Annotated in this window: 19 protein-coding genes and 1 tRNA gene; 17 read left to right on the top strand and 3 right to left on the bottom strand. The window is 42.4% G+C overall.

The genetic code is table 11. The features are described 5' to 3' along the window. The first annotated feature begins 77 nt into the window (after window positions 1–77). The 8 genes from AB1A65_RS15795 (at window position 78) to AB1A65_RS15760 (ending at window position 10,500) form a co-directional block, all read left to right on the top strand. On the top strand, window positions 78–641 hold the full coding sequence (locus AB1A65_RS15795; protein ID WP_366590896.1) for an RNA polymerase sigma-70 factor: 564 nt from the start codon (window positions 78–80) through the stop codon (window positions 639–641). A gap of 110 nt (window positions 642–751) precedes the next feature. Beyond that, a complete protein-coding gene (locus tag AB1A65_RS15790) occupies window positions 752–1,705 on the top strand; it encodes a FecR domain-containing protein (RefSeq protein ID WP_366590895.1) in 954 nt (317 codons plus the stop codon). Between the two features lie 196 nt (window positions 1,706–1,901). After that, window positions 1,902–5,138: a TonB-dependent receptor gene (locus AB1A65_RS15785; RefSeq protein WP_366590894.1), complete on the top strand. Its 3,237-nt coding sequence runs from the start codon at window positions 1,902–1,904 to the stop codon at window positions 5,136–5,138. 19 nt (window positions 5,139–5,157) lie between these two features. Continuing rightward, window positions 5,158–6,912 carry a RagB/SusD family nutrient uptake outer membrane protein gene (locus AB1A65_RS15780; RefSeq protein ID WP_366590893.1) on the top strand — a complete coding sequence of 585 codons (1,755 nt, stop codon included), beginning with the start codon at window positions 5,158–5,160 and terminating at the stop codon, window positions 6,910–6,912. 83 nt (window positions 6,913–6,995) lie between these two features. Next, window positions 6,996–8,129 (top strand): alkaline phosphatase, encoded by a 1,134-nt coding sequence (locus AB1A65_RS15775; RefSeq protein WP_366590892.1) that lies wholly within the window; start codon window positions 6,996–6,998, stop codon window positions 8,127–8,129. Further along, window positions 8,122–9,891: an alkaline phosphatase gene (locus AB1A65_RS15770; protein ID WP_366590891.1), complete on the top strand. Its 1,770-nt coding sequence runs from the start codon at window positions 8,122–8,124 to the stop codon at window positions 9,889–9,891. Before AB1A65_RS15775 ends, AB1A65_RS15770 begins: the two co-directional genes overlap by 8 nt. A gap of 93 nt (window positions 9,892–9,984) precedes the next feature. Beyond that, on the top strand, window positions 9,985–10,395 hold the full coding sequence (locus tag AB1A65_RS15765; protein WP_366590890.1) for a 6-carboxytetrahydropterin synthase: 411 nt from the start codon (window positions 9,985–9,987) through the stop codon (window positions 10,393–10,395). A 30-nt stretch (window positions 10,396–10,425) separates the two neighbouring features. Continuing rightward, window positions 10,426–10,500, top strand: a tRNA-Val gene (locus tag AB1A65_RS15760). Between the two features lie 18 nt (window positions 10,501–10,518). Here the strand turns inward: AB1A65_RS15760 and murF are convergent. Beyond that, window positions 10,519–11,793 (bottom strand): UDP-N-acetylmuramoyl-tripeptide--D-alanyl-D-alanine ligase, encoded by a 1,275-nt coding sequence (gene murF / locus AB1A65_RS15755; RefSeq protein WP_366590889.1) that lies wholly within the window; start codon window positions 11,791–11,793, stop codon window positions 10,519–10,521. Window positions 11,794–11,856: 63 nt separating this feature from the next. Next, a complete protein-coding gene (gldJ, locus tag AB1A65_RS15750) occupies window positions 11,857–13,512 on the bottom strand; it encodes a gliding motility lipoprotein GldJ (RefSeq protein WP_366590888.1) in 1,656 nt (551 codons plus the stop codon). A gap of 383 nt (window positions 13,513–13,895) precedes the next feature. Here gldJ and porV point away from each other — a divergent pair, with 383 nt between their 5' ends. The 6 genes from porV to AB1A65_RS15720 all read left to right on the top strand — a co-directional run bounded on the left by porV (window position 13,896) and on the right by AB1A65_RS15720 (window position 20,348). After that, window positions 13,896–15,041, top strand: a complete 1,146-nt coding sequence (gene porV / locus AB1A65_RS15745; protein WP_366590887.1) for a type IX secretion system outer membrane channel protein PorV — start codon at window positions 13,896–13,898, stop codon at window positions 15,039–15,041. 76 nt (window positions 15,042–15,117) lie between these two features. Further along, window positions 15,118–15,609 (top strand): cytidine deaminase, encoded by a 492-nt coding sequence (gene cdd / locus AB1A65_RS15740; RefSeq protein ID WP_366590886.1) that lies wholly within the window; start codon window positions 15,118–15,120, stop codon window positions 15,607–15,609. An 81-nt stretch (window positions 15,610–15,690) separates the two neighbouring features. After that, a complete protein-coding gene (gene pdhA / locus AB1A65_RS15735; RefSeq protein ID WP_366590885.1) occupies window positions 15,691–16,689 on the top strand; it encodes a pyruvate dehydrogenase (acetyl-transferring) E1 component subunit alpha in 999 nt (332 codons plus the stop codon). 4 nt (window positions 16,690–16,693) lie between these two features. Continuing rightward, window positions 16,694–18,331, top strand: coding sequence for a pyruvate dehydrogenase complex dihydrolipoamide acetyltransferase (locus tag AB1A65_RS15730; protein ID WP_366590884.1), 1,638 nt, complete (start codon window positions 16,694–16,696; stop codon window positions 18,329–18,331). Window positions 18,332–18,441: 110 nt separating this feature from the next. Then, a complete protein-coding gene (locus AB1A65_RS15725; RefSeq protein WP_366590883.1) occupies window positions 18,442–19,437 on the top strand; it encodes a M28 family peptidase in 996 nt (331 codons plus the stop codon). A 227-nt stretch (window positions 19,438–19,664) separates the two neighbouring features. Then, a complete protein-coding gene (locus AB1A65_RS15720) occupies window positions 19,665–20,348 on the top strand; it encodes an SDR family oxidoreductase (RefSeq protein WP_366590882.1) in 684 nt (227 codons plus the stop codon). Between the two features lie 2 nt (window positions 20,349–20,350). Here AB1A65_RS15720 and AB1A65_RS15715 read toward each other — a convergent pair whose 3' ends face one another. Continuing rightward, window positions 20,351–22,741 (bottom strand): glycogen debranching protein, encoded by a 2,391-nt coding sequence (locus AB1A65_RS15715; protein ID WP_366590881.1) that lies wholly within the window; start codon window positions 22,739–22,741, stop codon window positions 20,351–20,353. A 98-nt stretch (window positions 22,742–22,839) separates the two neighbouring features. Between AB1A65_RS15715 and AB1A65_RS15710 the strand changes: the two genes are divergently transcribed. The 3 genes from AB1A65_RS15710 to AB1A65_RS15700 all read left to right on the top strand — a co-directional run bounded on the left by AB1A65_RS15710 (window position 22,840) and on the right by AB1A65_RS15700 (window position 26,138). Continuing rightward, window positions 22,840–23,439 carry a SprT-like domain-containing protein gene (locus tag AB1A65_RS15710; protein ID WP_366590880.1) on the top strand — a complete coding sequence of 200 codons (600 nt, stop codon included), beginning with the start codon at window positions 22,840–22,842 and terminating at the stop codon, window positions 23,437–23,439. A 161-nt stretch (window positions 23,440–23,600) separates the two neighbouring features. Next, the gene (locus AB1A65_RS15705) at window positions 23,601–24,680 is read left to right on the top strand and encodes a mannose-1-phosphate guanylyltransferase (protein WP_366590879.1); all 1,080 of its coding nucleotides are present in this window, start codon (window positions 23,601–23,603) and stop codon (window positions 24,678–24,680) included. Between the two features lie 3 nt (window positions 24,681–24,683). Next, a complete protein-coding gene (locus tag AB1A65_RS15700; RefSeq protein ID WP_366590878.1) occupies window positions 24,684–26,138 on the top strand; it encodes a DUF389 domain-containing protein in 1,455 nt (484 codons plus the stop codon). The last annotated feature ends 10 nt before the right edge of the window (window positions 26,139–26,148 follow it).

The raw sequence follows: 26,148 nt of genomic DNA, 5'->3' as shown, positions 1-26,148 counted from the left end.
TTCAAGGTCATTTTTAAAGAGGAAAGTTTACAATATCATAATATCCATCCGTACGAATTTTTATGAAATTTGTGTTGATGAGAGAAGGCTATACCCATAAGGTTTCTCTGGAGAGGCTCGCCAGGCAAATACGCAAATCGGACAGGAATGCATTCAATACCTTGTTTGAATTGTTATGGGAACCCATGTATACCTATGCCGCGGCCCTTATTATGGATGATTCCATCGCTAAGGATTTGGTCCAAGAGGTTTGGATTGATTATTGGCAACGTCGCGAGCAGTTGGACATTCAAAAGATACGACCTTATCTCTACAAGGCCATTCGCTATAAGTGTTACAACACCTTACGCGACACAAAATTCAATGAGACCCAAATAGAGGCGGCTAGTTCCATTTATATCGCTTCGGAAGTTGAGATGGAAGAAGACTTGGATGAACTTTCAAGCCGAATACACCATATTATTGGTGGTCTTCCATCAAGATGCCAAGAAGTTTTTAAACTAAGTCGCATCAACAATGTCAATAATCGGGAGATTGCTGAAAAGTTGAACATTTCACAGCGTTCCGTGGAAAATCAAATATCCTTTGCCCTCAGAAAACTTAGAAAGGACCTTTCCATTGTTAAGTTTTTTACCTTCTAAACCCCATCAGCTTTATCTAAAGGTTAACTACATTAAGTAATCATCATCTTCACTTTTTTTGATGTGCGTGTGTGTGTGCTTTCGGTACTCTATGGTGAAACGAGAACACAATGACCGAACAGGACATTAAAAGATTGATGGAAAAATACCTCAACGGTACCCTTACCAAAAGAGAGGAGTCACTTTTGGAAAAGTTTGACAGCAATCTTTTGACAAAAAACGAGAATCACGTATTCCACAACAAAACCCAAAAAGAGTACATAAAGCGCAAGCTTTCCAAAGGAATACATCAGAAACCGAAAAGCCCAATGCCAAAATGGATGGCTACGGCAGCGTCATTGGCATTGTTGCTAGCCCTTGGGTATTTTGCGTATTCAAAATTTTATAAAAAACCATCTCCCCTGGCTATTGTGGAAGTGGTGAAAACCACGGAATGGGGCAAAAAAATGAACATTACCCTGCCCGATGGTACCGAAGTACGTTTAAACTCAGGGAGTACCATCACATTTCCAGATAGGTTTGAGGAAAATACCCGTGAAGTGGAACTCAGCGGGGAAGCATTTTTTGATGTGACCCGTAATCCAGATAAACCCTTCATCATAAAATCAGGAGAGGTAAGTACCGAGGTCTTGGGAACTTCGTTCAACGTAAACACTTACCCTGAAAACCAACAAATAGCCGTAACGGTAGCCACGGGTAAGGTGAAAGTGGCTTCAAAAGATGCGGAAGTCCTATTAGGACCCAATGAACAGGGTGTTTTCGATAGAAGCACTAAAACCATCTCAAAAGAACAAATCGATATAGCCACTTTTCTGCAGTGGAAAAATGGTGTGCTCCACTTTGAGGATGTCACTTTAAGCAAGGTCATGGAATCCTTGGAGCAATGGTATGGTGTAACCTTTGTTTTTGAAAATGAAAATTTTGGGGATTGTCATCTTACCGCCAGTTATGATAACGAAATGTTGTCCGCAGTGCTGGAGAGCATTATGTATACCAAAAAGGGGCTGGACTATGAATATGTGGCGGACAAAACAATAATGATCAAAGGAAAATGCACTGACTAATTCATAAACCAACTTAAAAGAAGTAAAGCGTATGAGATAAAAACCAAAAAAAAGCAGTCTGCAACACTTTGGCGAGCGGAAACAGACTGCTGGCAGTTCAACAATTACAAATTCTTATAACCATTAAACATTATGTGAAATTATGAATTCACTGACTATTAAACAATTTATCAAATTGACTTTCCAAACTTTTTGCTTGCTGATTGTCCTAGCGCTGTTGAATCCAGTGCTTGCTGCTGATGCCAGAGGGCAAAAATTGGACAATTTTAAAGTAAACCTCTCCGTGGACGATGCCACGGTCATTGAGGTGTTGCGACAAATAGAGGAACAAACTGAGTTTAAGTTTGTGTATGACCGAAAAGTTCGAAGGTTGAATAAGACCTACGACATTGCTTACAATGGGGTATCCCTTCGTTCCATTTTGGAATTAATGGCAAAAGATGCCAATCTTACGTTTAGAAGAATAAATCATACCATTTCCATTGATGTAAAGCCAGAGGCGCCCAAAAGAGTGGTTGAAGTGGCTTTTGTTACCGTTGCAGGTACCGTTACCGATGAATATGGTGTTCCATTGGCAGGTGCTTCGGTGGCCGAAAAAGGAACCGCAAACGGTACGATCACCGATTTTGATGGCAATTTTTCCATTGATGTGGAGGAAGATGCCGTGCTGGAAGTATCCTATTTAGGATATAAACCGCAAGAAGTGGCAGTAAATGGCCGCACTACCGTCAATATTCAATTGGTACAAGATGCGACACTTTTAGATGATGTGGTGGTGGTAGGTTATGGAACCCAAAGAAAATCGGATGTTACCGGAGCCATTGGATCTTTGAAGAGTGAAAGTTTTAACCAAGGGGTGGTTGCCAACCCTGGACAGCTTTTGCAGGGTAAGATAGCCGGTGTAAATGTTACCAGTGTGAGCGGTGAGCCTGGGGCCGCGCAAAATATAATCATTAGGGGTGTGGGGAGCCTTAGGTCAGGAACAACACCACTTTTTGTTGTGGATGGTTTTGTCATTGACAATAGTCCTACTGGGGTGGCTTCGAATCCCCTGAACTTTATAAATCCACAGGATATTGCCTCGATCGATGTTCTAAAGGATGCTTCATCAGCAGCTATATATGGGGCTAGGGCCGCCAATGGGGTAATCGTGATTACCACCAAGAAGGGTAGGACTGGCAGAACGGAAATGAACTTGTCCATGTCCACTGCAATGTCCACACTTGCCAATGAAATGGAGGTGTTCAGTGCTAGTGAATTCAGAGAACAAGTGCCCGCTGTTGGAGGTACTCTTTTTGATGCAGGAGCGAACACCGACTGGCAGGATGAATTGACAAGGACTGGAATTTCAAAGAATGTCAATTTTTCTTTAAGTGGTAGTTCCAGTGATTCCTTCTCCTATTATGTGTCCACTGGTCTGGATGATCAGGAAGGTATTTTTAATAATAGCTCCCTTAAGAGATACTCAGGTCGGGTAAATTTGACCCAGAAAGCCATCGATGGACGTTTTAATGTCGATTTAAACCTTACTGCTTCCAGAACTGTAAACGAGAGACCAGATACGGGAGCATTGGTTACAGACATGTTACAATTGAATCCCACTTTACCGGTTTATACCAATGGCGCACCAACATTGTTGGATGAACGGCTGAACCCAATTGTCCGCAATCGGATTTATCTCGATGAAGCGAACAACAATCGAATTTTAGCCAACATTGCACCTTCATTGGAAATTGTAAAAGGGTTGACATATAAATTGAACTTAGGTGTTGATTACTCCACAACCAACCGTGACGTACAATTTATCCCCTACGCTTTGCTGGAAGGTTTTGAGGATGGATCACTGAACACTTCCACGACCACCAATACAAATACATTGGTTGAGAATACACTTACCTATACCTATGCCGAAGGCGATCACAATTTTACTTTGTTGGCAGGTCATTCCTACCAAGAAACCAAGTTTGAGCAAAAGGTGTTTGAACTGGATGGTTTTGCCGACAATGGAATAGAGCCACGCTACCAGGATCAAATTAGTACGGAAGTATTGCCCACCACCGTAAACTCAGTTGCTTTTGTCAATGAGCAACAGTCCTTTTTTGGTAGGGTGAACTATGCCTATATGGACAAGTATCTAGTTACGGCAACTATGCGGGCCGACGGTTCCTCGAAGTTTGGAGCCAATAACAAATACGGGTACTTTCCTTCCGTTGCATTGGGATGGAACATCATCAGGGAAGATTTCATGGCCGATAATACCCTGTTCAGCAATTTAAAACTAAGGGCAAGTTGGGGCCAAACAGGAAACCAAGACGGTATTCCTAGTAAAGTGAGTTTGGCGAGTTATGTGGACTCCAAGGTTGAAAATGATACCTATCCCTTGAATGGCACTGAAGTCACTTTGGATGATTATCCTTTTGGCACTGTTCCGGTTCGCACAGCTTATCCCGATCTTAAATGGGAAGTTTCCACACAAACCAATATTGGTTTGGATTTTGGCCTGTTCAACGGAAGTTTTACAGGTACCTTGGATTATTTCAACAAGGTTGCCAGTGATGTGGTGTTGTTTTCTAACAGGATAGACCCCATTCAACCTACAGAAAAGGTATGGACCAATATCCCAGACTTGGAAATCCAAAACTCAGGGGTTGAACTCACTTTGGATTACAGAGGGAATTTCAGTGAGGATTTTACCTATAACATAGGAGGTAATATTTCATTTACAGATAATAAAGTGGTCAATTCCCAATTTGAGGTCATTACCACAGGTGCGGCCCAAGGCGCAGGTCAAACAGGTGCCACAATCAATGGTTATATCAATGATGAACCCATTGGCACCTTCTATATGAAAGAATTCATTGGTATCGGTGATGATGGCCTAAACCAATTCACGGATGTTGTACCTGATGGGCAATCCTTGGATAATGACCGTACTGCGGTAGGCAGTGCATTGCCAGATGTTCTGTACGCGTTCTATATGAACTTCAACTACAAGAATTTTGATCTTGGCTTGAATTTCAACGGCGTTGCCGGCAATAAAATTTACAACCACACAGCAATGTCTCTGTTTACAAAGGGCCAGCTCAGCAGAAATTTGAACACAACAGATTTTGCAGTTCAGTTTCCCAATGAGGACAATAGCAACTCCAACGAAGTTTCCACCAGGTATTTGGAAGATGGAGGCTTTTTGAGATTGAACAATGCCACTTTGGGATACAACCTTAGTCCGCAAAGCATTGGATTGGGGGATTGGATGAACAACATTCGGTTTACCCTTACAGGCCAGAACCTGTTTGTGATCACAGATTATTCCGGCTTTGACCCCGAAGTGAATACGGGTAGCACCTTGGACGGAATTCAAACGTTCGGAATAGATCGTTTTACCTATCCAACACCAAGAACACTATTGGTTGGCTTGAATGTATCTTTTTAATAAAAAAATTGTTTCTAAAATGAAAAACAGAATAATAATCACAATAGTGGCGTTTTGTGCCATGTTAAATTGGAACTGTACCGATTTGGAAGAAGAAAGGCTGGACGAATCGGAATTTGGCGGGCAGGCAGAAACCATTAGTGGGGCCATTGCTCCTGCGTATGGCTATATCTCTTGGACATGGAGACATACCAATTACTATGGGCTACAACTTATCCCCTCAGATGAGGCGATGTTGCCCTACCGCGGCGGAACAGATTGGTTCGATGGAGGTAAGTTTCTTGCGGCACATGCCCATACCATAACCCCTTCCAACGATTTGGTAGGTGATGCTTGGAACGAACTTACCACCAACATCTCCAGAACTTTGGCTGCAATTGAAGTGTTATCGCCCTTGGCAGACGAAGGAAATCAAGAAGCTCTTGGGGCCCTTTACGAAATGAAGGCGTTGAGAGGATATTTAAATATGCTGATGTTGGATAGTTGGGGCGTTGTGCTTAGAAAGGAATCCTCGGATGAGCTTTCCGAAGTGCTCAGGGGCCAAGAAGCCATTGATTATATTGAGAGTGAATTGACTTCGGTAGTTGATGTCATCAATACCGATAGAGGCCCTGGGAGAATTACCCAAGCAGCGGTTTGGGGCTTTTTGGCCAGATTGCACCTGAACGCAGCTGTATATCGCGATCCGTATGGAACACCAAGTTTCACCAGCGAGGATATGGACAGCGTGATTGAGTACACGGACAACATTATTAACTCTGGTAATTTTTCATTATCCCCGGAATACTTTGCATTATTTAATGATGACAATAATTCCAATCCCGAGCTGATTTTTGCTTTGGATCAACGAGGAGTGCTCAATAGGGAACATAGTCGTTGGGCGTATTGGTCCATCGCAGGCTCCATGTTTCCAAGGCCAGAATTTACAAGTGCTGATGGAACTGACGGGCCTGCCATAACATCAGATTTTTACCAAACTTGGGTAGATGCCTACGGCGATGTGGATCCTGCTGAGGCCGATGCAAGGTTCTATCAACAGAATACCATAATTCCCGATGCGCAACTTCAAGATTTTGAGGGTCGCGCGCAAGAAGTTGCAACAGAGACCGAAGACAGTTATTATTGTATTGCACCTAACGAGTTTGAGATGGACCGAGGTATATTAAGGGGCGTCCAATGGGGACCTAGAAAAGGTGATGATGGCGCATTTTTGACCTGCGATGGCGGCGTTAGGATTTATCCCGTTCAACAAAGAAAAGGAAATGGCCCGGATAGGGATGTGGGATATGTGAACCATACCTTGGATGTTAATTTCACCAATGAGGGCTCGTTGCACAATACCGGTTACAGGGTATCCAAATACCAGTTCAGTAGAACTTCACCCAACGGCAACAATTTTAGCAGTGTAGATCTTGTATTGATGCGTTTGGCCGAAATCTATTTGATGCGTGCAGAAGCTAAATTGAGAAACGGTGATACAGGTGGGGCATTGGCTGATGTGAACACAGTAAGGACCTCAAGAACGGCACGTCCGGAGCAAACTCCCGAAGCATTGGAATCCATTGATTTGGATGTTATGTTGCGTGAACGCGGTTTTGAATTATACTGGGAAGGTTTTAGACGTGGAGATCAAATCCGCTTTGGTACCTATGAGGACACTTGGACAGATAAAACTGATTCGGACATCTTTCACAGATTGTTTCCTATTCCACAAAGTGCTGTGGATGCCGCTTCCGGCATTGATGGTTTCCTCAATCAGAATGAAGGTTATTAATCAGGTGTATTTTGCAGAGAATGCGGCAAGATGGTTTTACCTCTTGCCGCTCTCGTTTTAATTCATTCTTAAAAATTGAACAAATGAGATTTTCATTTCAAAAATTCATAGCAATAGTCGTATTGATTGGTATGTCTGGTTGTTCCATCAACCAAAACGAAGAAAAACCAGCCCAAGAAGAACCCTTGAACATCATTTTAATGATTGGCGACGGCATGGGGGTTCCGCAGGTATCCACAGCCTATTACTTTGGGGAGGGTACTCCTAATTTTTCAAGGTTCAAACATATAGGATTTCATAAAACATCGGATAAAAGCCATAGAATTACAGACTCAGCTGCGGGAGCCACGGCCTTTTCAATAGGTGAAAAAACCTATAAACGAGCCATTGGCGTTTCTGTGGATACCATTCCTCAGGAGACCATTTTGGAACATCTTCAAAAACAGGACTACCAAACGGGACTCATTAGCCTTACCACAATTACCCATGCCACTCCGGCCAGTTTTTATGCCCATGTTAAAGATCGGGATTTGCACGAAGATATTGCGGCACAACTGGCAACGGCCAAAGTGGATTTTATTGCCGGTGGGGGCAGGAACTATTTCAGGAATAGGACCGATGGTAAAAATATTTTTACTGATTTTATTCAGCAAGGATACCACTTGGATACCCTTCAACTGTCAGAACCTGTCTTGGACCAACCTAATGCGTATATTTTGGCGGATGAAGGGATTCCATCCAAAATTGACGGTCGGGGGGATTTCTTGATTGAAGCCACTTCAAAGGCATTGAACTATTTCAATCAGAATGATAAGCCATTTTTTATGATGGTGGAAGGTTCGTACATTGATTGGGGCGGGCATGCCAAAGATGCCGAAATGATGATTTCCGAGGTGCTTGATTTTGATAAAACGTTAGGTGTGGTTTTGGATTTTGTGGAAGAACACCCCAATACACTGTTGGTAGTGACTGCAGACCATGAAACTGGCGGTGTCAGCATTGGAAAATATTATGATGTGGATGAAAGCACTGGCGATAAGAAAGAAGTCCCCGAAAAGGTTGCTGTATATTTTAATACAGACCAGCACAGTGGGGAACTCATTCCCGTTTTTGCCAAAGGAAAAGGTGCCGAAAATTTTCAGGGCATTTATGAAAATAATGAAATATACCACAAGATGCGCATTGCGTTGAATCCTAAACCTGTTGAAAATGAATAAAAGAATTCTACTTATCCTCGTTGCTTTATTGGTATTGCTGGGCGTTGGGGTACTGCGCGCCCAAGTGTATAAAGTGCACTCGCACAACGATTACGCACAGGAACTGCCCTTTTGGTATGCCTACAGCAATGGAGCAGCCTCCATAGAATCTGATATTTTTTTAAAGGACGATGTGTTGTATGTCACCCACAGCGAGAATGAGATCATTCGTGAACATACGCTTTCAAAGATGTATTTGGATAGTTTGTTAAGTTTACATCAATCTGGAGAACTTCGAGAATTGCAATTGCTCATCGATGTGAAATCTGGAGCGGAAAAGACACTTAGAAAACTTGTTGAGGTGTTAAAGGGCTATCCCGCGTTGGTTGAATCGGATAAAGTTAAATTTGTGATTTCAGGAAACCGACCTACGCCGGAGGAGTATAAAAATTACCCTGATTTCATTCGGTTCGACCATCAGAATTTAGACGAGTTGGATGCCATTTCGCTGGAAAAAGTTGCCTTGGTCAGTGTTAGTTATAATGACTATTCCGGATGGAACGGCTACGGACGAATGACCGCTCCAGACATGGAAAAAGTGCAAACCGCAATTAAAAAAGCCAAAAAGGCGGGCAAGCCTTTCCGTTTTTGGGCCACACCCGATACCAAGACGGCTTGGGTGCGTTTGGCAAAACTGGGCGTGGATTACATCAACACGGATGAACCTGCCTTGGCCAAGCAATATTTGGACAATTTGGATAAAAACACCTTCAAAAAGGAAAGTCCAGTCCCCGTATACCGGCCCAAATATGGATACGACCCCAATGCAACCCCTAAAAATGTCATTCTCATGATTGGTGATGGCAATGGACTGGCTCAAATAGCTGCAGCGATGATTGCCAACCAAGGAGATTTAACCGTGGCGGGAATCAAAACTATTGGTTTGGTAAAAACCGCTTCTTCAGACGACTTAATTACGGATTCCGCTGCGGGTGCTACCGCCATGGCCACGGGATTCAAAACCAACAATAGGGCCATTGGTGTAGATCCCAATGGAAAAGCCTTGACCAACTTGGTGGATATAACCAGTGATCATGGATTCTATACAGCCATTGTGACCACTGACGCCATTTATGGGGCCACGCCTTCATCATTTTATGCACATAGAGTGGAACGCGATGACACCGAAGGTCTTGTGGAGGATTTAAAGCAGAGCAAGCTCGATTTCTTCATCGCGGGAGGACAAAGTCAGGAGCGCTCGATTAAAACAGCCTTTACAACCCAAAAAATGGAGACGTTTGATTCGTTTCAGCAACCAACCGCCATTTATCTGGGAGAGAACAAGGTGCCATCAGTCCAAAATGGACGAAAAGATGCTTTTCCAAATGCGGTAAAAAGGGCTCTTGAAGTCTTAAGTACCAATGAGAATCCCTTTTTCTTGATGGTGGAAGCTGCCCAAATTGACAATGGTGGACATTCAAACAGTACCAGTGATATTGTAGAAGAAATGCTCGATTTTGACCAGGCCATTGCTGAAGCGTTGCAATTTGCCGATGCATATGGGAACACTTTGGTAGTGATTACGGCAGATCACGAAACCTCGGGTTTTGGAATTGTAGGGGGAAATAGTAGCGAAGGGGTTGTACAGGGCGATTTTTTAACCGTGGATCACACAGGAATCCTTGTGCCTTTATTTGCATATGGACCCCAATCCCAAAATTTTGGTGGGGTGTACGAGAACACTGAGATTTTTCAAAAGATAGTGAAGGCTATCCGTAAGTAAGGGTGGCCCTTCGCGTATGGCGGGGACAGAATATATGTCGATTTTTTCGTGGGGTCATTTTGTAAAAAGTATCTTTGCAAAAAGTTTGCTTTAATGATTGCCACCATTTGCAGAAAAGCCCATTTTAATGCCGCGCATAGGCTCCATAATCCCAATTGGAGTCAAGAAAAGAATATTGCCGTTTTTGGAAAGTGCAACAGTCCCAACTATCATGGGCATAACTTTGACTTAGAAGTGCGGATAAGGGGCGAAGTAGACCCCAATACTGGTTTTGTGATGGATTTGGCAGTACTAGGCGATTTGATAAAGGATGAGGTTGAAGAACGCTTTGATCATAAAAACCTGAATGAGGATTGTCCCGAGTTCGCGGATATTTTGCCAACTACGGAATATTTTGTGAAAGTCATATATGACATCTTAAAACCTAAGCTGGAAAAGGGCCAATTATTGCACATTACCTTGCACGAAACACAAAAGAATTCGGCAGAGTATGGAGATTGGTGACAAATTTCCGATATTGCACCGCTTTTTAATGGGATATTAGCTCAGTTGGTTTAGAGCGCTGCCTTGACAGGGCAGAGGTCACTGGTTCGAATCCAGTATATCCCACTTCTTTTTTTTAGATTTTCACACCAATTCCAACACCCGTTCCAATGCCATTCCGCGACTTCCCTTGATCAACACCATTCCCTTTTCCAATGGTTTTTTTTGGAGGTGTTCTTTTAGAACATCAAAGGAGTGAAACTTGTTGAGTGTGGTCTTTGTCTCAAAAAAGTTCTCGCCCACCAAAAAAATAGCATTGAATTTAAGTTCTTTCGCCAAATCGGCAATAGCTTGGTGTTCTTTGGCAGCGGTTGGCCCCAATTCAAACATATCGCCAATAATGAGCGTTTTATTTTCAGCCTGCATAGCACTGAAATTTTCCAAAGCCGCACGCATGCTGGTGGGGTTGGCATTATAGGCGTCGAGAATGATATTCAGTCCGTTTTTCTCGATGAGTTGAGAACGGTTGTTCTGGGGTTGATAGGACGCTAGGGCGGTTTTGATATCTTCCAAAGGCACATTAAAATATTTGCCCATTAAAATGGCCGCGCAGCAGTTGAAAAAATTATATTTCCCAATGAGTTGGGTTTCCATACGTATTCCTTCCACCTCTAGCACCACGTACGGATTGGCTTCAATGAATTTGATGTTGTAATACTGGAGGTCTTTTGTACTGAATCCTATTTTTTTAATGTACGCACCCAACTTTTCCAACTGAATGGGGTCATCGGCATTCATAAAGATATGCTTGTCATGGGCCATAAGGTGGTCGTACAACTCACTTTTCCCCTGAATGACGCCTTCCACCCCTCCAAAACCCTCCAAATGGGCCTTTCCAAAGTTGGTAATATAACCAAAATCAGGCAGGGCAATATTGGACAAAAACTCGATTTCCTTTTTATGATTGGCTCCCATTTCAACAATGGCAATCTCGGTATCCTTTTCTATGGAAAGCAAGGTCAATGGCACCCCAATGTGATTGTTCAGGTTGCCTTTGGTGGCTATGGTCTTGTATTTTTTGGAGAGTACGGCATTTATCAACTCCTTGGTGGTAGTTTTTCCATTACTTCCGGTCAGCGAAATGACCTTGGCGTCGGAATTTTTTCTGTGGTAGGTGGACAATTGTTGCAGGGTTTGCAATACATCTTCACATAGTATATGCCGCTCCGAGGTTTTATGTTCTTCTTCATCAATTATGGCATAAGCTGCGCCTTTTTCCAGGGCATCATTTGCAAATTCGTTGCCATTGAAATTGGGGCCTTTTAAAGCAAAAAAGAGGCAGTTATCCGTGATTTTACGCGTATCCGTAGAGATGGTGAGATGCTCTAAAAAGAGAGCGTGAAGGTGTTCCATTGTCATAAATCGAAGATAAAAAAAAGCCCCGACCAAATGGCGGGGCCTTTAAAAATTTGTATGCTGAATTTATCTTGCTTTTTTATGTCGCACGGTCTTGTTTTTGGTTTTGGATTTTGATCCAACCCTAGACATGGCACATCTAAATCCAATGTCATCCGTAGCCATATATTGTGGTAGATATCTACGCTGTGCAGGATCTAACCAATAGGCTCTGTCTCTCCAAGAACCACCTTTGTACACACGAACTTCATCATTGATCAAAGAGGTTCTGTAGTTGGAGGTGTCATACTTTCTCACAAGTTGTCCTGTGGAGTCACGCTCAGCTTCAAACTGTGGAGAATCGTACATTTTTCTGTTGTCCTCCTCATCACTGAACCTGCTAAAGAATCTTGAAGAACCTGGGTCTCCATCTCTATAGCCTCGGTTGTCACTCTTATCGAAATTGGTTCTTAGATACGTTTCTTCTTCACCTACAGGAACTTCTTTAATTTCACCAGGAAGGTTCATGGCAACAATTTTTCCGTTGGGCAATGTATCGTAGACAATTTTGTCTTCCAATATTTCAACTTTACCATCTTCGCCAATGGCTTTTTTCATGAAAACGTTTCCACGGTAGTAGTTGAAATCACTGATTTCATCATCTACAATAGGTCGGTATACATCCGCTACCCACTCACTTACGTTTCCGGCCATGTCATATAGACCAAAATCGTTGGGCTTGTAAGATTTCACCTGAGCGGTGATATCGGCACCATCATCAGACCATCCAGCGATTCCACCATAATCTCCCTTACCTTGTTTAAAGTTGGCCAACTGGTCACCACGACCTACACGTTGTCCATTTCGAGTGTAATCTCCCTCCCAAGGATATTTTTTTCTACCTCTGTAGTTGTTGTATTCCCTAGATCCAACAAGTGCTTCTGCGGCATACTCCCATTCTGTTTCGGTGGGAAGTCTGTATTCTGGCATAATAACGCCACTGCTTCTTTTGGCAAAAGCATTGATGGAATCACGTTTTTGCTTTCCTTGTAGTGAATCAATTTCACCACCGTATACTGATTCTGGATTATTTAGGTAGGCCTCAGTACTAAAGGTACCGGCAACCTCACCATTCATCACTTTGTATTTGGTGTCATCAGCTAGAAAGCCTTCTCTTTCCAACATCAATTCGTTTACCCTGTCAGTTCTCCATTCCGCATACTGCGTGGCCTGCACCCAATTAACACCGACTACGGGATATTCTGCATAGGCGGGGTGTCTTAGGTAGTTGTTGGTCATGGTCTCGTTAAAGCCCAATCGGTTTCTCCATACCAAGGTATCGGGCAATGCGCCTTTGTATATATTGGCATAGTTTGGGTTTTCAGGTGGATAGACTTCTTTTAGGTAATCCAAGTACTCTAGGTACATAACATTGGTCACCTCGGTCTCATCCATGTAGAACGATTGTACGTGCTGCTGAGTAGGTGTGTTGTTCCAATCGTGCATTACATCGTCCTGAACCTTTCCTTTTGTAAAGGTTCCACCTTCAACAAATACGGTTCCTGGAGGTGTTTCTTGCTCTTTGAAATCTGAATTGTATTGAAATCCACCCTCTTTTGCATTAATTTTCCATCCCGTGGCTCTAGAGACGTTTTTTGAGGAGGATGAGGAGTTTTTACAACTTGAAAAACTTCCCACTACAATGGCGCAAGAAAGTACAACTTTGATAAAGTGCTTTTTCATAATTTGGGCTTGAGTACTTTAAAACTCAGGGCGTTATGCCCTCAGTAACTTCAATTTGTTTTGATTTTTTAAATCCTTCAATGGCATTAAAACGATGTTTTGGCCATTATATTTTGTGCTCATGAAATAATTGTAACATTGTATTTTCAACAATTGCCACACTTCTGTAACGCATCTGGTTTTAAATTAGTATGGACTGAGCTTGATTTAACGGTTTTAGGGATGCAAATAAGGAGTTGTCAAAAACTCGAACCCAATACATTATATTACATTCGTTAAAAAAAGTACACCTTATTACAAGAATTTGCACAAAAGTCCGTTAACATGTAAACGTCTAAGACTGTTTTTGGACCTAGAACTTTACTAAACGCTAAAAACTTAAAATGAAAAAGTTACTGATATTGGTAGTGCTTCTGGCCGTAGCCCCTCGGTTAAGCGCTCAGCAAGAAAGAGTAATTACTACAGCTGTTCCTTTTTTGACCATTGCGGCGGATGCTAGGGCATCAGGTATGGGAGATATGGGTGTGGCTACTTCTTTTGACGCGTATTCGCAACAGTGGAACCCGGCAAAATATGCTTTTGCTACCCAAAAAATGGGTGTAGGCGCCAGTTATACGCCTTATTTGGAAACCATTGTCAACGATGTTTCTCTTTTGAACGCCAATTTTTATAACAAGCTTAATGATCGAAGTGCTTTTGCAATTGGTCTTCGCTATTTTGGTTTGGGTGAAATAGAATTACGCCAGACCATAGATGAGGATGCCACCTTGGTAAAGCCAAATGAATTTGCAATTGATGGGTCCTACTCCTTGAAATTGAGCCAGAGTTTTTCCATGGCCGTTGCAGGACGATTTATCAGTTCCAATTTAAGATTTCAGGATGGAACACAAGATTCCCAAGCTGCCAACGCCTTTGCGGTGGATATTGCTGGATTTTTCCGTTCCAGGGAGATTGCATACAATAATTATGATGGCCGCTGGAGAGCCGGTTTTAATATTTCCAATATTGGAGGTTCCCTACAATATGATGAAGGAGGTCAAGAAAACTTTTTACCGACCAACTTGAAATTTGGTGGAGGATTTGATTTTATTTTCGACCAAGACAATATTTTGGCATTGAACACCGAGTTCAACAAGTTGTTGGTACCCACCCCAAGGGATTTTGATGGTGATGGGGTAATTGGTCCAGAAGATAATGACCAATACCAGAACATTAGCTTCTTTAAAGGTATTTTTGAATCTTTTGGAGATGCGCCCGACGGGTTCAGTGAAGAATTAAAGGAGATTACATGGGCGCTTGGAGCCGAATATCGATTTAGGGAAGCCTTTATGCTTAGGAGCGGATACTTTAATGAAAGTCAGGATAAAGGTTCCAGAAAATTCTTTACCCTAGGAGCAGGTTTTAAATTTAAGTCCGCACAGATAGATCTTTCCTACCTGTTCTCAACTTCACAAGTAAAGAACCCATTGGAGAATACATTGCGTTTTTCACTTACCTTTAATTTTGGCGAGGAATTTTACAACGATTAGAACATCCACAAAATAGTATTGTGAAAAGCCTGTCCGCGGACAGGCTTTTCTTATTTTTGGTAAAGACCAAGCTGATATGGAAAAAAAGCAGATTAGTTTTGAGCTTTCCATTTTTGAAAATATAGGAGAGCTTTCACAAAGTGAACAAAAATTGTTACAAGCTGCTGAGCAAGCCCGTGAAAATGCATATGCACCCTATTCCCGCTTTAATGTTGGTGCCGCACTTTTGTTGGAAAATGGGGAGATTGTCATTGGGAGTAATCAAGAGAATGCTTCATACCCATCAGGCCTTTGCGCGGAGCGTGTAGCCGTGTTTCAGGCAGGGGCTAGATTTCCGGGAGTGGCCATTAAAATCTTGGTCATAAGCGTGTCTTCCAAAGACCATGTGGTTGTTGAACCTGCCGCACCTTGCGGTAATTGCAGACAGTCCATTATGGAGTATGAGCAAAATCAAAAATCGCCCATAAGCATTATACTCAAGGCTGAAAAAGGGCCCATATATAAATGCAATTCCATGGCAGACATTTTACCTTTGGCTTTCAACAGTTCATTTTTGGGGGATTCTTAAACCAATTCTTTTTCCAAAAGAGATATATATGTATTTTTGCTCTCCCCATCGCAGGGGAATTTCACACTAATAGTATCGTTGATGAAAAAAATCACTAAAGAAGTTTACCTAAAATGGTATGAGGACATGTTGTTCTGGAGAAAGTTCGAGGACAAATTGGCCGCTGTATATATTCAACAAAAAGTGAGGGGCTTCCTCCATTTGTACAATGGACAGGAAGCTGTTCTGGCAGGTGCGTTGCATGCCATGGACCTTACCAAGGACCGTATGATAACCGCTTACCGAAACCACGTTCAGCCTATTGGTATGGGTGTTGACCCAAAGCGTGTGATGGCCGAACTTTTTGGCAAGGTCACAGGTACTTCTAAAGGTATGGGGGGCTCCATGCACATTTTTTCCAAGGAACACCGCTTCTATGGTGGTCATGGAATTGTGGGGGGTCAAATTCCATTAGGTGCAGGATTGGCCTTTGCCGATAAATACTTCAAAAGAGATTCAGTAACGCTTTGTTATATGGGAGATGGTGCGGTGCGTCAAGGCTCTTTGCACGAAGCGTTCAATTTGGCCATGTTGTGGCAATTGCCAGTAGTGTTCATCTGCGAGAACAATGGTTACGCCATGGGGACCTCAGTGGCACGTACGGCACACTCCACAGACATTTGGAAATTAGGATTGGGCTATGAAATGCCTTGTGGACCAGTTGATGGCATGGATCCAGCCATTGTGGCCAAAGAAATGGACAAGGCCATTGAACGTGCCAGAACAGGTGGAGGGCCAACCTTCTTGGAAATGAAGACCTATCGTTATAGAGGGCATTCCATGAGTGATGCGCAGCATTACCGAACCAAGGAAGAAGTTGAGGAATACAAAAAGATTGATCCCATTACCCAAGTAAAGGATATTATTCTTGAAAAGGGATATGCTTCTGAAGAAGACATTAAGAAAATTGATAAGAGAGTGAAAGACTTGGTGAGCGAATGCGAGAAATTTGCAGAAGAATCCGATTTTCCACCAATTGAACAATTGTACGATACCGTGTACGAACAAGAAGACTATCCATTTTTACAACATAAATTATAAGTAGATGGCAGAAGTAATCAACATGCCCAGATTGAGTGATACCATGGAAGAAGGTACCGTGGCAAAATGGCTCAAAAAAGTAGGCGATAAAGTGGAAGAGGGCGATATTTTGGCCGAAATCGAAACGGATAAGGCCACCATGGAGTTTGAATCATTTCATGAGGGAACCCTACTTCATATCGGAATAGAAGAAGGTGATGGCGCTCCCGTTGATTCACTTTTGGCCATTATCGGTGAAGAAGGAGAAGATATCTCCGCTTTGCTTAATGGAAGCGGTACAACCGAATCGAAAGAAGAAGCTACTGAAGACGCTGATGCCAAAGCTGAAGAAAATACAGCTTCTGAATCAAGCAGTGAACCTGCTGAAATTCCCGAAGGCGTTGAAATTATCACCATGCCCCGTTTGAGTGACACCATGGAGGAAGGAACCGTGGCCAGTTGGTTGAAAAAAGTAGGGGATACGGTTGAAGAAGGTGATATTTTGGCCGAAATCGAAACCGATAAGGCCACTATGGAATTTGAGTCCTTTTACTCAGGAACCTTGTTGCATATTGGAATTCAAGAAGGCGAAGGTGCTCCTGTTGATTCACTTTTGGCTGTGATAGGTCCAGAAGGAACCGATGTTGATGCCGTTTTAAAAGCGCAAGCCGGTGGAGGCTCCTCTTCCAGTAAACCAAAAGAAGAAACCGCCTCCAAGGAAGCGCCGAAGAAGGAAGAAGCACCTAAAACAGAAACTACGGCAACCCAAGATGGAAGTCGCATTTTTGCTTCACCATTGGCCAAAAAAATTGCAGAGGAAAAAGGTATTGACCTATCCAATGTGAAAGGATCAGGTGACAACGGAAGAATTGTAAAGCGTGATGTTGAAAATTATCAACCTTCTCAAACTACTGCACCTACTGCTGAAAAAACTGCAGATGCCTCAGTTCCTGTAGCTCCGATAAGTTTGCCGGTTGGTGAAGAGAGTGTGGAAGAAGTGAAAAATTCCTCCATGAGAAAGGCTATCACAAAGCATTTGAGCGCCTCAAAGTTTACAGCACCGCACTTCTACCTTACCATTGAGGTGGATATGGACAATGCCAAGGCTTCTAGGACACAAATCAACAATTTGCCAGATACCAAGGTATCTTTCAATGATATGGTATTGAAAGCCTGTGCCATGGCACTGAAGAAACACCCACAGGTAAATACCACTTGGACTGATGACGCTACCATATACAAACACCACATTCACATGGGTGTTGCCGTCGCAGTGGATGAAGGTTTGGTGGTGCCGGTAATCAAGTTTGCCGACCAACTTACATTGTCCCAGTTGGGTGCTGCGGTCAAAGATTTGGCAGGTAGAGCAAGAACCAAAAAAATCAAGCCCGATGAAATGGAAGGAAGTACTTTTACCGTGTCCAATTTGGGAATGTTTGGAATCCAAGAGTTTACCTCCATTATCAACAAACCCAACTCGGCTATTCTATCCGTTGGAGCCATTGTGGAAAAACCAGTGGTAAAGGATGGACAGATTGTGGTTGGAAATACCATGAAAGTAACCTTGGCATGTGATCACAGAACTGTAGACGGGGCTGTTGGAGCTCAATTCCTACAAACCTTAAGAGCCTATCTGGAAAACCCAGTGACCATGTTGGCATAACATCTAGCGTTCCTTGAGCAGAGTCGAAAGGAACAGTTAATAACTTACTATATTGAAGCATCCTTTTAGGATGCTTTTTTTATCTTTAGAAAAGTCAAAAAACGAAAAACATGAAAATACTTACATATACTTTTAGTTTGATGGTCATGATGAACTGTGGTTCGTCAAAAATGGTTCAAACTCCCTCGCAAAGTGGTGAGCAGAAAGTAACGAATAATACAGCAAAGAGTGATGAAGACTCCTTTACCAACTCGGGACGAATTGCTGAAATCATGAATTATCTAGCCTCAGATGAATTAAAAGGACGTGATTCTGGGAGTGAAGGCATTGAAATGGCCGCACAATACATCGAAAATCATTTTAAATCGTACGGGGTAAATCCCTATTTTGAATCGTATCGCGACACGCTTTCCAACTATAAAAAAACTTCCTATAACATCGTTGGAATTGTGGAAGGGAATGACCCTGTTTTAAAAAAGGAGTATATTTTAATAGGGGCCCATTATGATCACATTGGCACCATTGCGCCTGAAAATGGGGACTACATTGCCAATGGAGCCAACGACAACGCCTCCGGAACTACCTCGGTCATGGAAATAGCGCGGTATTTTGGCATGCAAAAGACCAATAAGCGTAGCTTGATCTTTGCCCTATTTAGCGCAGAGGAGAAAGGATTGTTGGGGTCAGAGCATTTGGCCAAAAAATTAAAAGAGCAAGATTTGAACCTGTATACCATGCTCAATTTTGAAATGACAGGCGTTCCATTGAATAAAAAGGATTATGTAGTGTACATTACTGGGTATGAACGTTCCAATTTAGCCGAAATCAGCAACAGATATGCTGGTGAAAATTTAGTGGGTTTTTTGTCCACAGCTAAAGAATTCAATCTTTTTCAACGTTCGGATAACTACCCTTTTCACAAGGAATTTGGAGTCCCATCACACACCTTTTGCACATTCGATTTCACCAATTTTGCCTTCTACCATAAAGTAGGAGATGAGATAGATGTAATGGATTTTGAGCATATGGCTACCCTGGTGAATAAAATTTTGCCTGTTGTTGAAGGCATAGCCAATGGCCCTGAGAATGAAATTCAACTTAAGTAAGTATTTCTGTCATTTCGAATCCCTTTGAGAAAAGGGTGAGAAATCTTTTTAGTGCAATATGGTATGAATAGTGAGATAGTAGAGCTCTTATTGTTAGCATTTTCATAACTATTGGTGAAATTCGTATCACGTGAAATAAGATTAAAATAGTAGAAAATATCCCTTTGAGTGGACTTTAGGGGTGTATGGATTCCCGCCTTCGCGGGAATGACAAATTAAAATTTAAAATGGCAAACATTATCATCACTGGAACAAGCAGAGGAATAGGATTTGAGTTGGTACAACTTTTTGCTCAAGAAGGGCATAATGTGCTCGCCTTATCCAGAAATGCCCATCCAATTGCCAACTTAAAATTACCCAATGTGCATTCCCATTCGTTTGATTTGGCCAGCCAAACGGATTTTAAAAAGGTAACCGATTTTTTGGAGCAGGAGCAATGGCACATTGTGGATGTGCTCATCAACAATGCGGGAAGTCTGCTCAATAAACCTTTTTCGGAAACAACAGCAACTGAATTTGAAGCAGTTTACAAAGTAAATGTCTTTGGTGTGGCTGAATTGACCAAAACTGTGCTGCCCAAGATGGGCCAAGGAGGCCACGTGGTTACTATTAGCTCTATGGGTGGGGTGCAGGGCAGTATGAAGTTTCCGGGATTGTCCGCCTACAGTTCCAGTAAAGGGGCAGTAATCACGCTGACCGAACTTTTGGCCGAGGAACACAAGGAAACCGGACCCAGTTTTAATGTGTTGGCCTTGGGTGCCGTACAGACTGAAATGCTGGAAGAAGCTTTTCCGGGTTACCAAGCGCCAGTAACTGCTTTGGAAATGGCCACCTATATCAAAGATTTTGCTTTGACAGGGCAAAAACTCTATAATGGAAAATTGTTGCAAGTGAGCAATAGTACACCGTAGTTTTAATACGAAACTTCAACCTTCGCCCCATCAGATTCAATCCAAACTTCATTTTCTAAAGCAGATTGCGTTCCTTCCAAGATTTGCAATTGGTTCAACTGACTTTTTGGAATCTTCAATTTCATTTTCCACTCAGCATTGGTCTGCTCAATTCTGATGGTGGTCTTTCCCTCTTTTTTGGAATAAAACATAGATATTTCATTGGCGCCATCGCCAAGGATTACATTTTCCAAAGAGCACTCATCCCACGTATCGGGCATTAATGGCGAAATCAATACTTGTTTTTGTGCAGCGCGGGGTTGTATGCCAAAAAATTGATGGATAATAGGGTAGGCGTAGCTATAAATGTTCCAAGCTTGGGTAATCATTCCATAATCTGGGGAAACCTCATACATACTACCCGGCAACGCGTAGCTAAAGGTACGTGTCATCCGTTCTAAATAATTGAGGGCCTCATTCGGTCTGCCATAATTGTTCTCAGCTCGTGCCTGGACCCCCGTGGGCAAAGTCATTACAGCTCCCGTATAGGAGAAAATTTTAGACCCTTTAAATGAACCATCATCGGAGCCTGCAGATTGGTCACGGTCAATTCCTGTAACAAAAACCCCGAAGGGGTTTACAAATTGTTCAGCCGTTTTCAAGGCTTTCAAGGCTTTTGTTGTATCGGCAATTCCCATTTCCATGGGAGTGTTCACCACCCAATTGTGGTGCATCACAAAGGGTCTTGGTTTGTTGGAAGGATGGGTTTTAATGTATTTTCTTGTGGCTTCCAGCTCTTCAATGGCCCAAGGTTTGTTCAAGGTGTCTGCCCGAACAATGGCATCCTCGATAAGATGCAGGGCCTGGGCATCTGTTCCAATAAAATCTGCGTAGGAATTGAAATTTTCTGACCAAAACTCAGTATTGATTTTTTGCTTGAGTTGGTCTGCAATCTCTTGATATTTTGCCGCTAGTGAATCTTTACCCAATTCCGTCGCCATTTTCGAAGCATCGGCAAAAGCTTTTTGGGAATAGGCGGCTACATCGATCATTTCACTGTCCAATCCATGAATTTCCATCATACCAAAACCTTCAGGGAACCCATTGCCGTCCAGATCATTTTCTTCCATCAACCATGAAAGGCCTTTTTCTATGGTAGGGAAGTATTTTTCCAGAAAAGACAGGTTGCCGTTCCATTGGTAAATGCTCCAAATCAATGAAGCAAATTGAGGCGTTTCATTGATATTTCCTTTATTGAAAACAGCCCCGTTCGTGGACATTTCATGGATGATTTTTCCATTGCCATTCACCCTGTTTGATACACTGTCCAGCAAGGCAATGGTATTGTATACGGCCTCAGTTTGCCCTATGGCCATATACCCTTGAAGCGCATACTCACTGTCCACCCCAAACCACCAAGGATAATCTGGAATGCCTGCGGTGATGCCCGAGCCGATTTCAGGAACGGTACGCACCAACCAATCGCAGTTGTATTTTAACCATTCAAAAGCCTGTTGCATTTTTTTATCAGGGATGGTCAATTGGGTTTGATGGGCCAATTGTTTATACCGTTGCTTTTTGTCTTCCAACAGATTGGGCCAAGCCGATTTTATACTGTTGAACGTAGAAACGGCATTTTCTTTTGAGGTATACGACCCTGAAATGATAAAATTGATGGTTTTGGTCTCGTTGGGTTCAATCGCCATGGAATAGGTCAACTGATTGGAAGCTCCTAAGCCTTGGTAGGTGTTTTTTGCTTCAGATTTTTGATTGGGAGCAGTATCACCGGCATAACAAACAAACCAAGGATTACCCCGGTCTTTTGTAATCCATCCCTGAATAGCTTCCTCAAAAACAGCTTCATCTTGAGTGTCATTCATATTGGTGCGCTCTCCCAACCACGTAGGCCGCAAATCCGAATGGCCGGTAAAGGTTAAATCAAATGTGGTAGCTTTTGAAGCGTTGTTGGTCAGCTCAACCTGAACCAAAAGTCCTTCCGTATCATCGGGAACGAATTGCCAGCGATTCACCACAAGATTTTTTGAAGGAATCGAAAACTGATGCCTATTGGCAAACGGATAGTTGGTGAACTTAGTGGCTTTGTTCAGTATGAAGGACTCATCACCCCAATGAAGTTCAATGTCAAATCCATCCATCAACTTAATGGGATGGTCCCAAATACCGCCCATTTCACCTTTTATATGCCATCCTAATTCGGGAAAAGAGCCATCTTGATGCCCAACCATATAAACTCTGTTTCCTGCGGTCACAAATGGAGATGACAAATATTCAGTTTTTCCATTGATGTGGGTGCTGTTTTCCAATAGGCTGGAAAACGAAGTGGGCTTTTCGGTTTCCGCACAATTCCAGAAAAGAACTCCCAACAGGGCTACTTTATAAATGGGCCATTTCATAAAGACAAATTTTGATAAAAATACACAGATAAATTTTCTGGATTCCTATGAGATTGATTTCTACCATGTAACTTCGTATTCAGAAGAACAACTTTGAATTGAACAGCACCTTACAAAAATATCTACCAGAACGCGCCGTGACCCCATGCTTTGAGTTGATACAAGCTCATGGCGTTCATCTAAAGATTGTTAATCATAGGGTTACCCGTCATGGCGATTACCGAAGGATGCCAAATGGAATGCATCAGATTACCGTAAATGCTTCGCTCAACAAATACCGATTCTTAATCACACTCGTCCACGAAATAGCGCATCTGGTCGCATTTGAACGGTATGGTCGCCGAATAAAACCCCATGGTATGGAATGGAAGCGTACCTTTCAACACTTAATGGTTCCTTTTATAAGGCCGGAGGTTTTTCCATCGCAATTATTGCCCATTATTGCGAATCATTTTAAAAATCCCAAGGCCAGTAGTAGTACGGATGCCAGATTGTCGATAGCGCTGAAAACTTTTGATGTTGAAGAACGAACACAAAGTTATGTCTATGAGTTGCCTGAAGGAAGTACGTTTAGGTTATACAACGGCAAGCTGTTCAAAAAAGGGAAGAAAAAGGTAAAACGATACGAATGTGTGGAATTGTCAACGGGCAGATTATATTTGTTCCAACCAAATGCAGAGGTGGAACCAATTGAATAATTGACACATTGAACAAATTTGAGATGTCGGCTAAAGGTCTCGATTGCGCTCGACCTGACATGAAGAATAAACCGTCATTTCGAAATGAGTCGCGATAGCAATCGAGACGATTGAGAAATCTAAATGGATTCCTGCCTTCGCAGGAATAAAAAAAATAAAAAATGAACAAGAATTATTACGCAGTTTTGATGGCCGGAGGAGTCGGTTCCCGATTTTGGCCGGTGAGCACCACCGATAACCCCAAACAGTTTCACGATATGCTGGGGAGTGGTAAAACCCTTATTCAGAAAACTTTTGATCGGTTGAACCGGTTCATTCCAACAGAGAATATTCTTATTTTGACCAATGAGCGATATAACGATTTGGTACTGAAACAATTACCTAAAGTAAAGCCCGAACAGGTGGTTTTGGAGCCCGCTATGCGCAACACGGCCCCCTGCATTCTGTATGCATCATTGAAAATTCAAAAAATGAACCCAAACGCGGTAATGATTGTCGCGCCCAGCGACCATTGGATTGAGGATGAAGAGGCTTTTGAAAGAGACGTTGTTGCTTGTTTTGATAAATGTGAAAAAGAGGAGGCATTGTGCACCCTTGGAATTCAGCCCACTTTTCCCAACACGGGGTTTGGTTATATTGAATTTGAAAAAGGAAGTGGCCATAAACTAAAAACAGTGTCCCAGTTTAGGGAAAAACCAGATTATGAAACCGCAAAAGAGTTTTTGGCCCAAGGGAACTTTCTTTGGAATGCAGGAATTTTTATGTGGAGCGTGGAGACAATTGTGAATGCGTTCAAAAGCTACCAACCTGGCCAATATGAGTTGTTTGCTTCTGGGATAGCCACCTATAACACAAATGAAGAAAAAGCCTTTATTAAAGAAAACTATGCTAAGGCAGAAAACATATCCATAGATTATGCTATCTTGGAACAATCCAAATCCATTTATACCTTACCGGCCACTTTTGATTGGAACGACCTTGGCACTTGGGGAGCGCTCTATGATAAGTTGGACAAAGACGAATCAAACAACGCTGTAGTCAACAGTAAAGTGCTTTTGGAAAATGCCAATGGCAATATGATTCGTTCCCCAAAGGGGAAAATTGTTGTAGTGGACGGATTGGAGGACTATATTATTGTGGACAAGGAAGAAGTATTGTTGATTTACCCTAAATCCAAACAACAAGATATTAAAAAAGTATTGGGTCAGGTCAAGGAGAATTTTGGCGACCAGTTTGCATAACATATGAGTGAAAATCAATTAAGTGGGGGGAGTACATCTAACCATGATAGTGGAGACGATGTAAAAAAGGATTTCAAAGGTCTTTTGGGAAGTATGCGCAAGTTTTTGTCCGAATTGTTGGAAATTCGGACCAATACGGATGCTGCGGCCACCAAGGAATCCATAATAGCGGATATTCCTTTCAAAGGGCACACCTCTTGGATTTTGGTCTGTTCCATTTTTATTGCGTCCATTGGGCTCAATGCCAATTCAACCGCTGTTGTGATTGGAGCCATGTTGATTTCCCCGCTAATGGGCCCTATTTTGGGTATGGGGATGTCCTTGGCCATTAATGATATTGACACTTTACGCCGATCACTTAAAAATTTTACAGTGATGGTGGTGCTGAGTGTCATCACGGCATTTCTGTTTTTTTATCTGTTTCCGCTGCGGGATGAGTCTTCAGAATTGCTCGCTCGTACCAAACCGGATATTCGAGATGTATTGATTGCATTTTTTGGTGGACTCGCTTTAGTTATTGCTAGGGCTAAAAAAGGAACCATTGCCAGTGTTATTTTTGGTGTGGCCATTGCAACCGCGTTGATGCCACCTTTGTGTACCGTAGGTTTTGGGTTGGCCATTGGCAAGCCATGGTATGCAGCTGGAGCCATGTATTTGTTTACCATCAACACCATTTTCATTGGATTGGCGACATTCTTGGTCATCAAGTTCCTTCGATTTCCCATGGTGCGGTATGCCAACTCGCACCGAAGAAGACTTATTGCACGGTTGGCGTCAATTACTGGTATTTTGGTGATGATTCCAGCTGGATTTACGTTTTATCAGGTTTTTCAAGAATCATTGTTTAAAAAGCAGGCACAGGAATTTTTAAGGGATACCATTGAAGTTTATCAATTTGATGGAGCCGGCAGATATGTGGACAATTTAACCAAAATTGAGTACACCGATGATGGGACTTCGCTTATTGAAATTGTCTGTATGGGCGATGAGCTTATTCCAGAAAACGTAATCAATACATGGAGAACCCAGAAGAATCAATATTCTAGGCTCAAGGATGCTGAGCTCCATATTATACAGGGTGGTAAGGATGATTCGGAAGAAAAATTCACCTATGTAAGTGAACTTTATGAGAAGAACAAGGCCGAACTTTTGAATAAGGATGAACAGATACGACTCTTAGAGGAAGAATTGGCGACCTTGACCAAGAATGCCGGAAGGCAAATTCCTTTCGGGGATATTAGTGCAGAGGCGAAGGCCAATTATGAAAATTTAGCAGCCCTGGGCTTTTCCTATCAAATACAAACTGATTTTAATAAATTGGATACCGTTCCGGTTTTTGAAATAAAATGGAAGAATGGTGTTGGCAACAATCAAAAACAGGCTGATGCCAAAAAGATGTTAAGTTGGTTGAAACTGAGGCTGCAGGATTCAACTTTGGTAATCAAAGAGGTAGAGTGATTTTGTAGTT

This window comes from Allomuricauda sp. ANG21, assembly GCF_040705235.1.
In the GTDB taxonomy this organism is placed as follows: domain Bacteria; phylum Bacteroidota; class Bacteroidia; order Flavobacteriales; family Flavobacteriaceae; genus Flagellimonas; species Flagellimonas marina.
The sequence above is the reverse complement of the archived record's forward strand: the minus strand, read 5'-3'. Positions and strand labels throughout refer to the sequence as shown.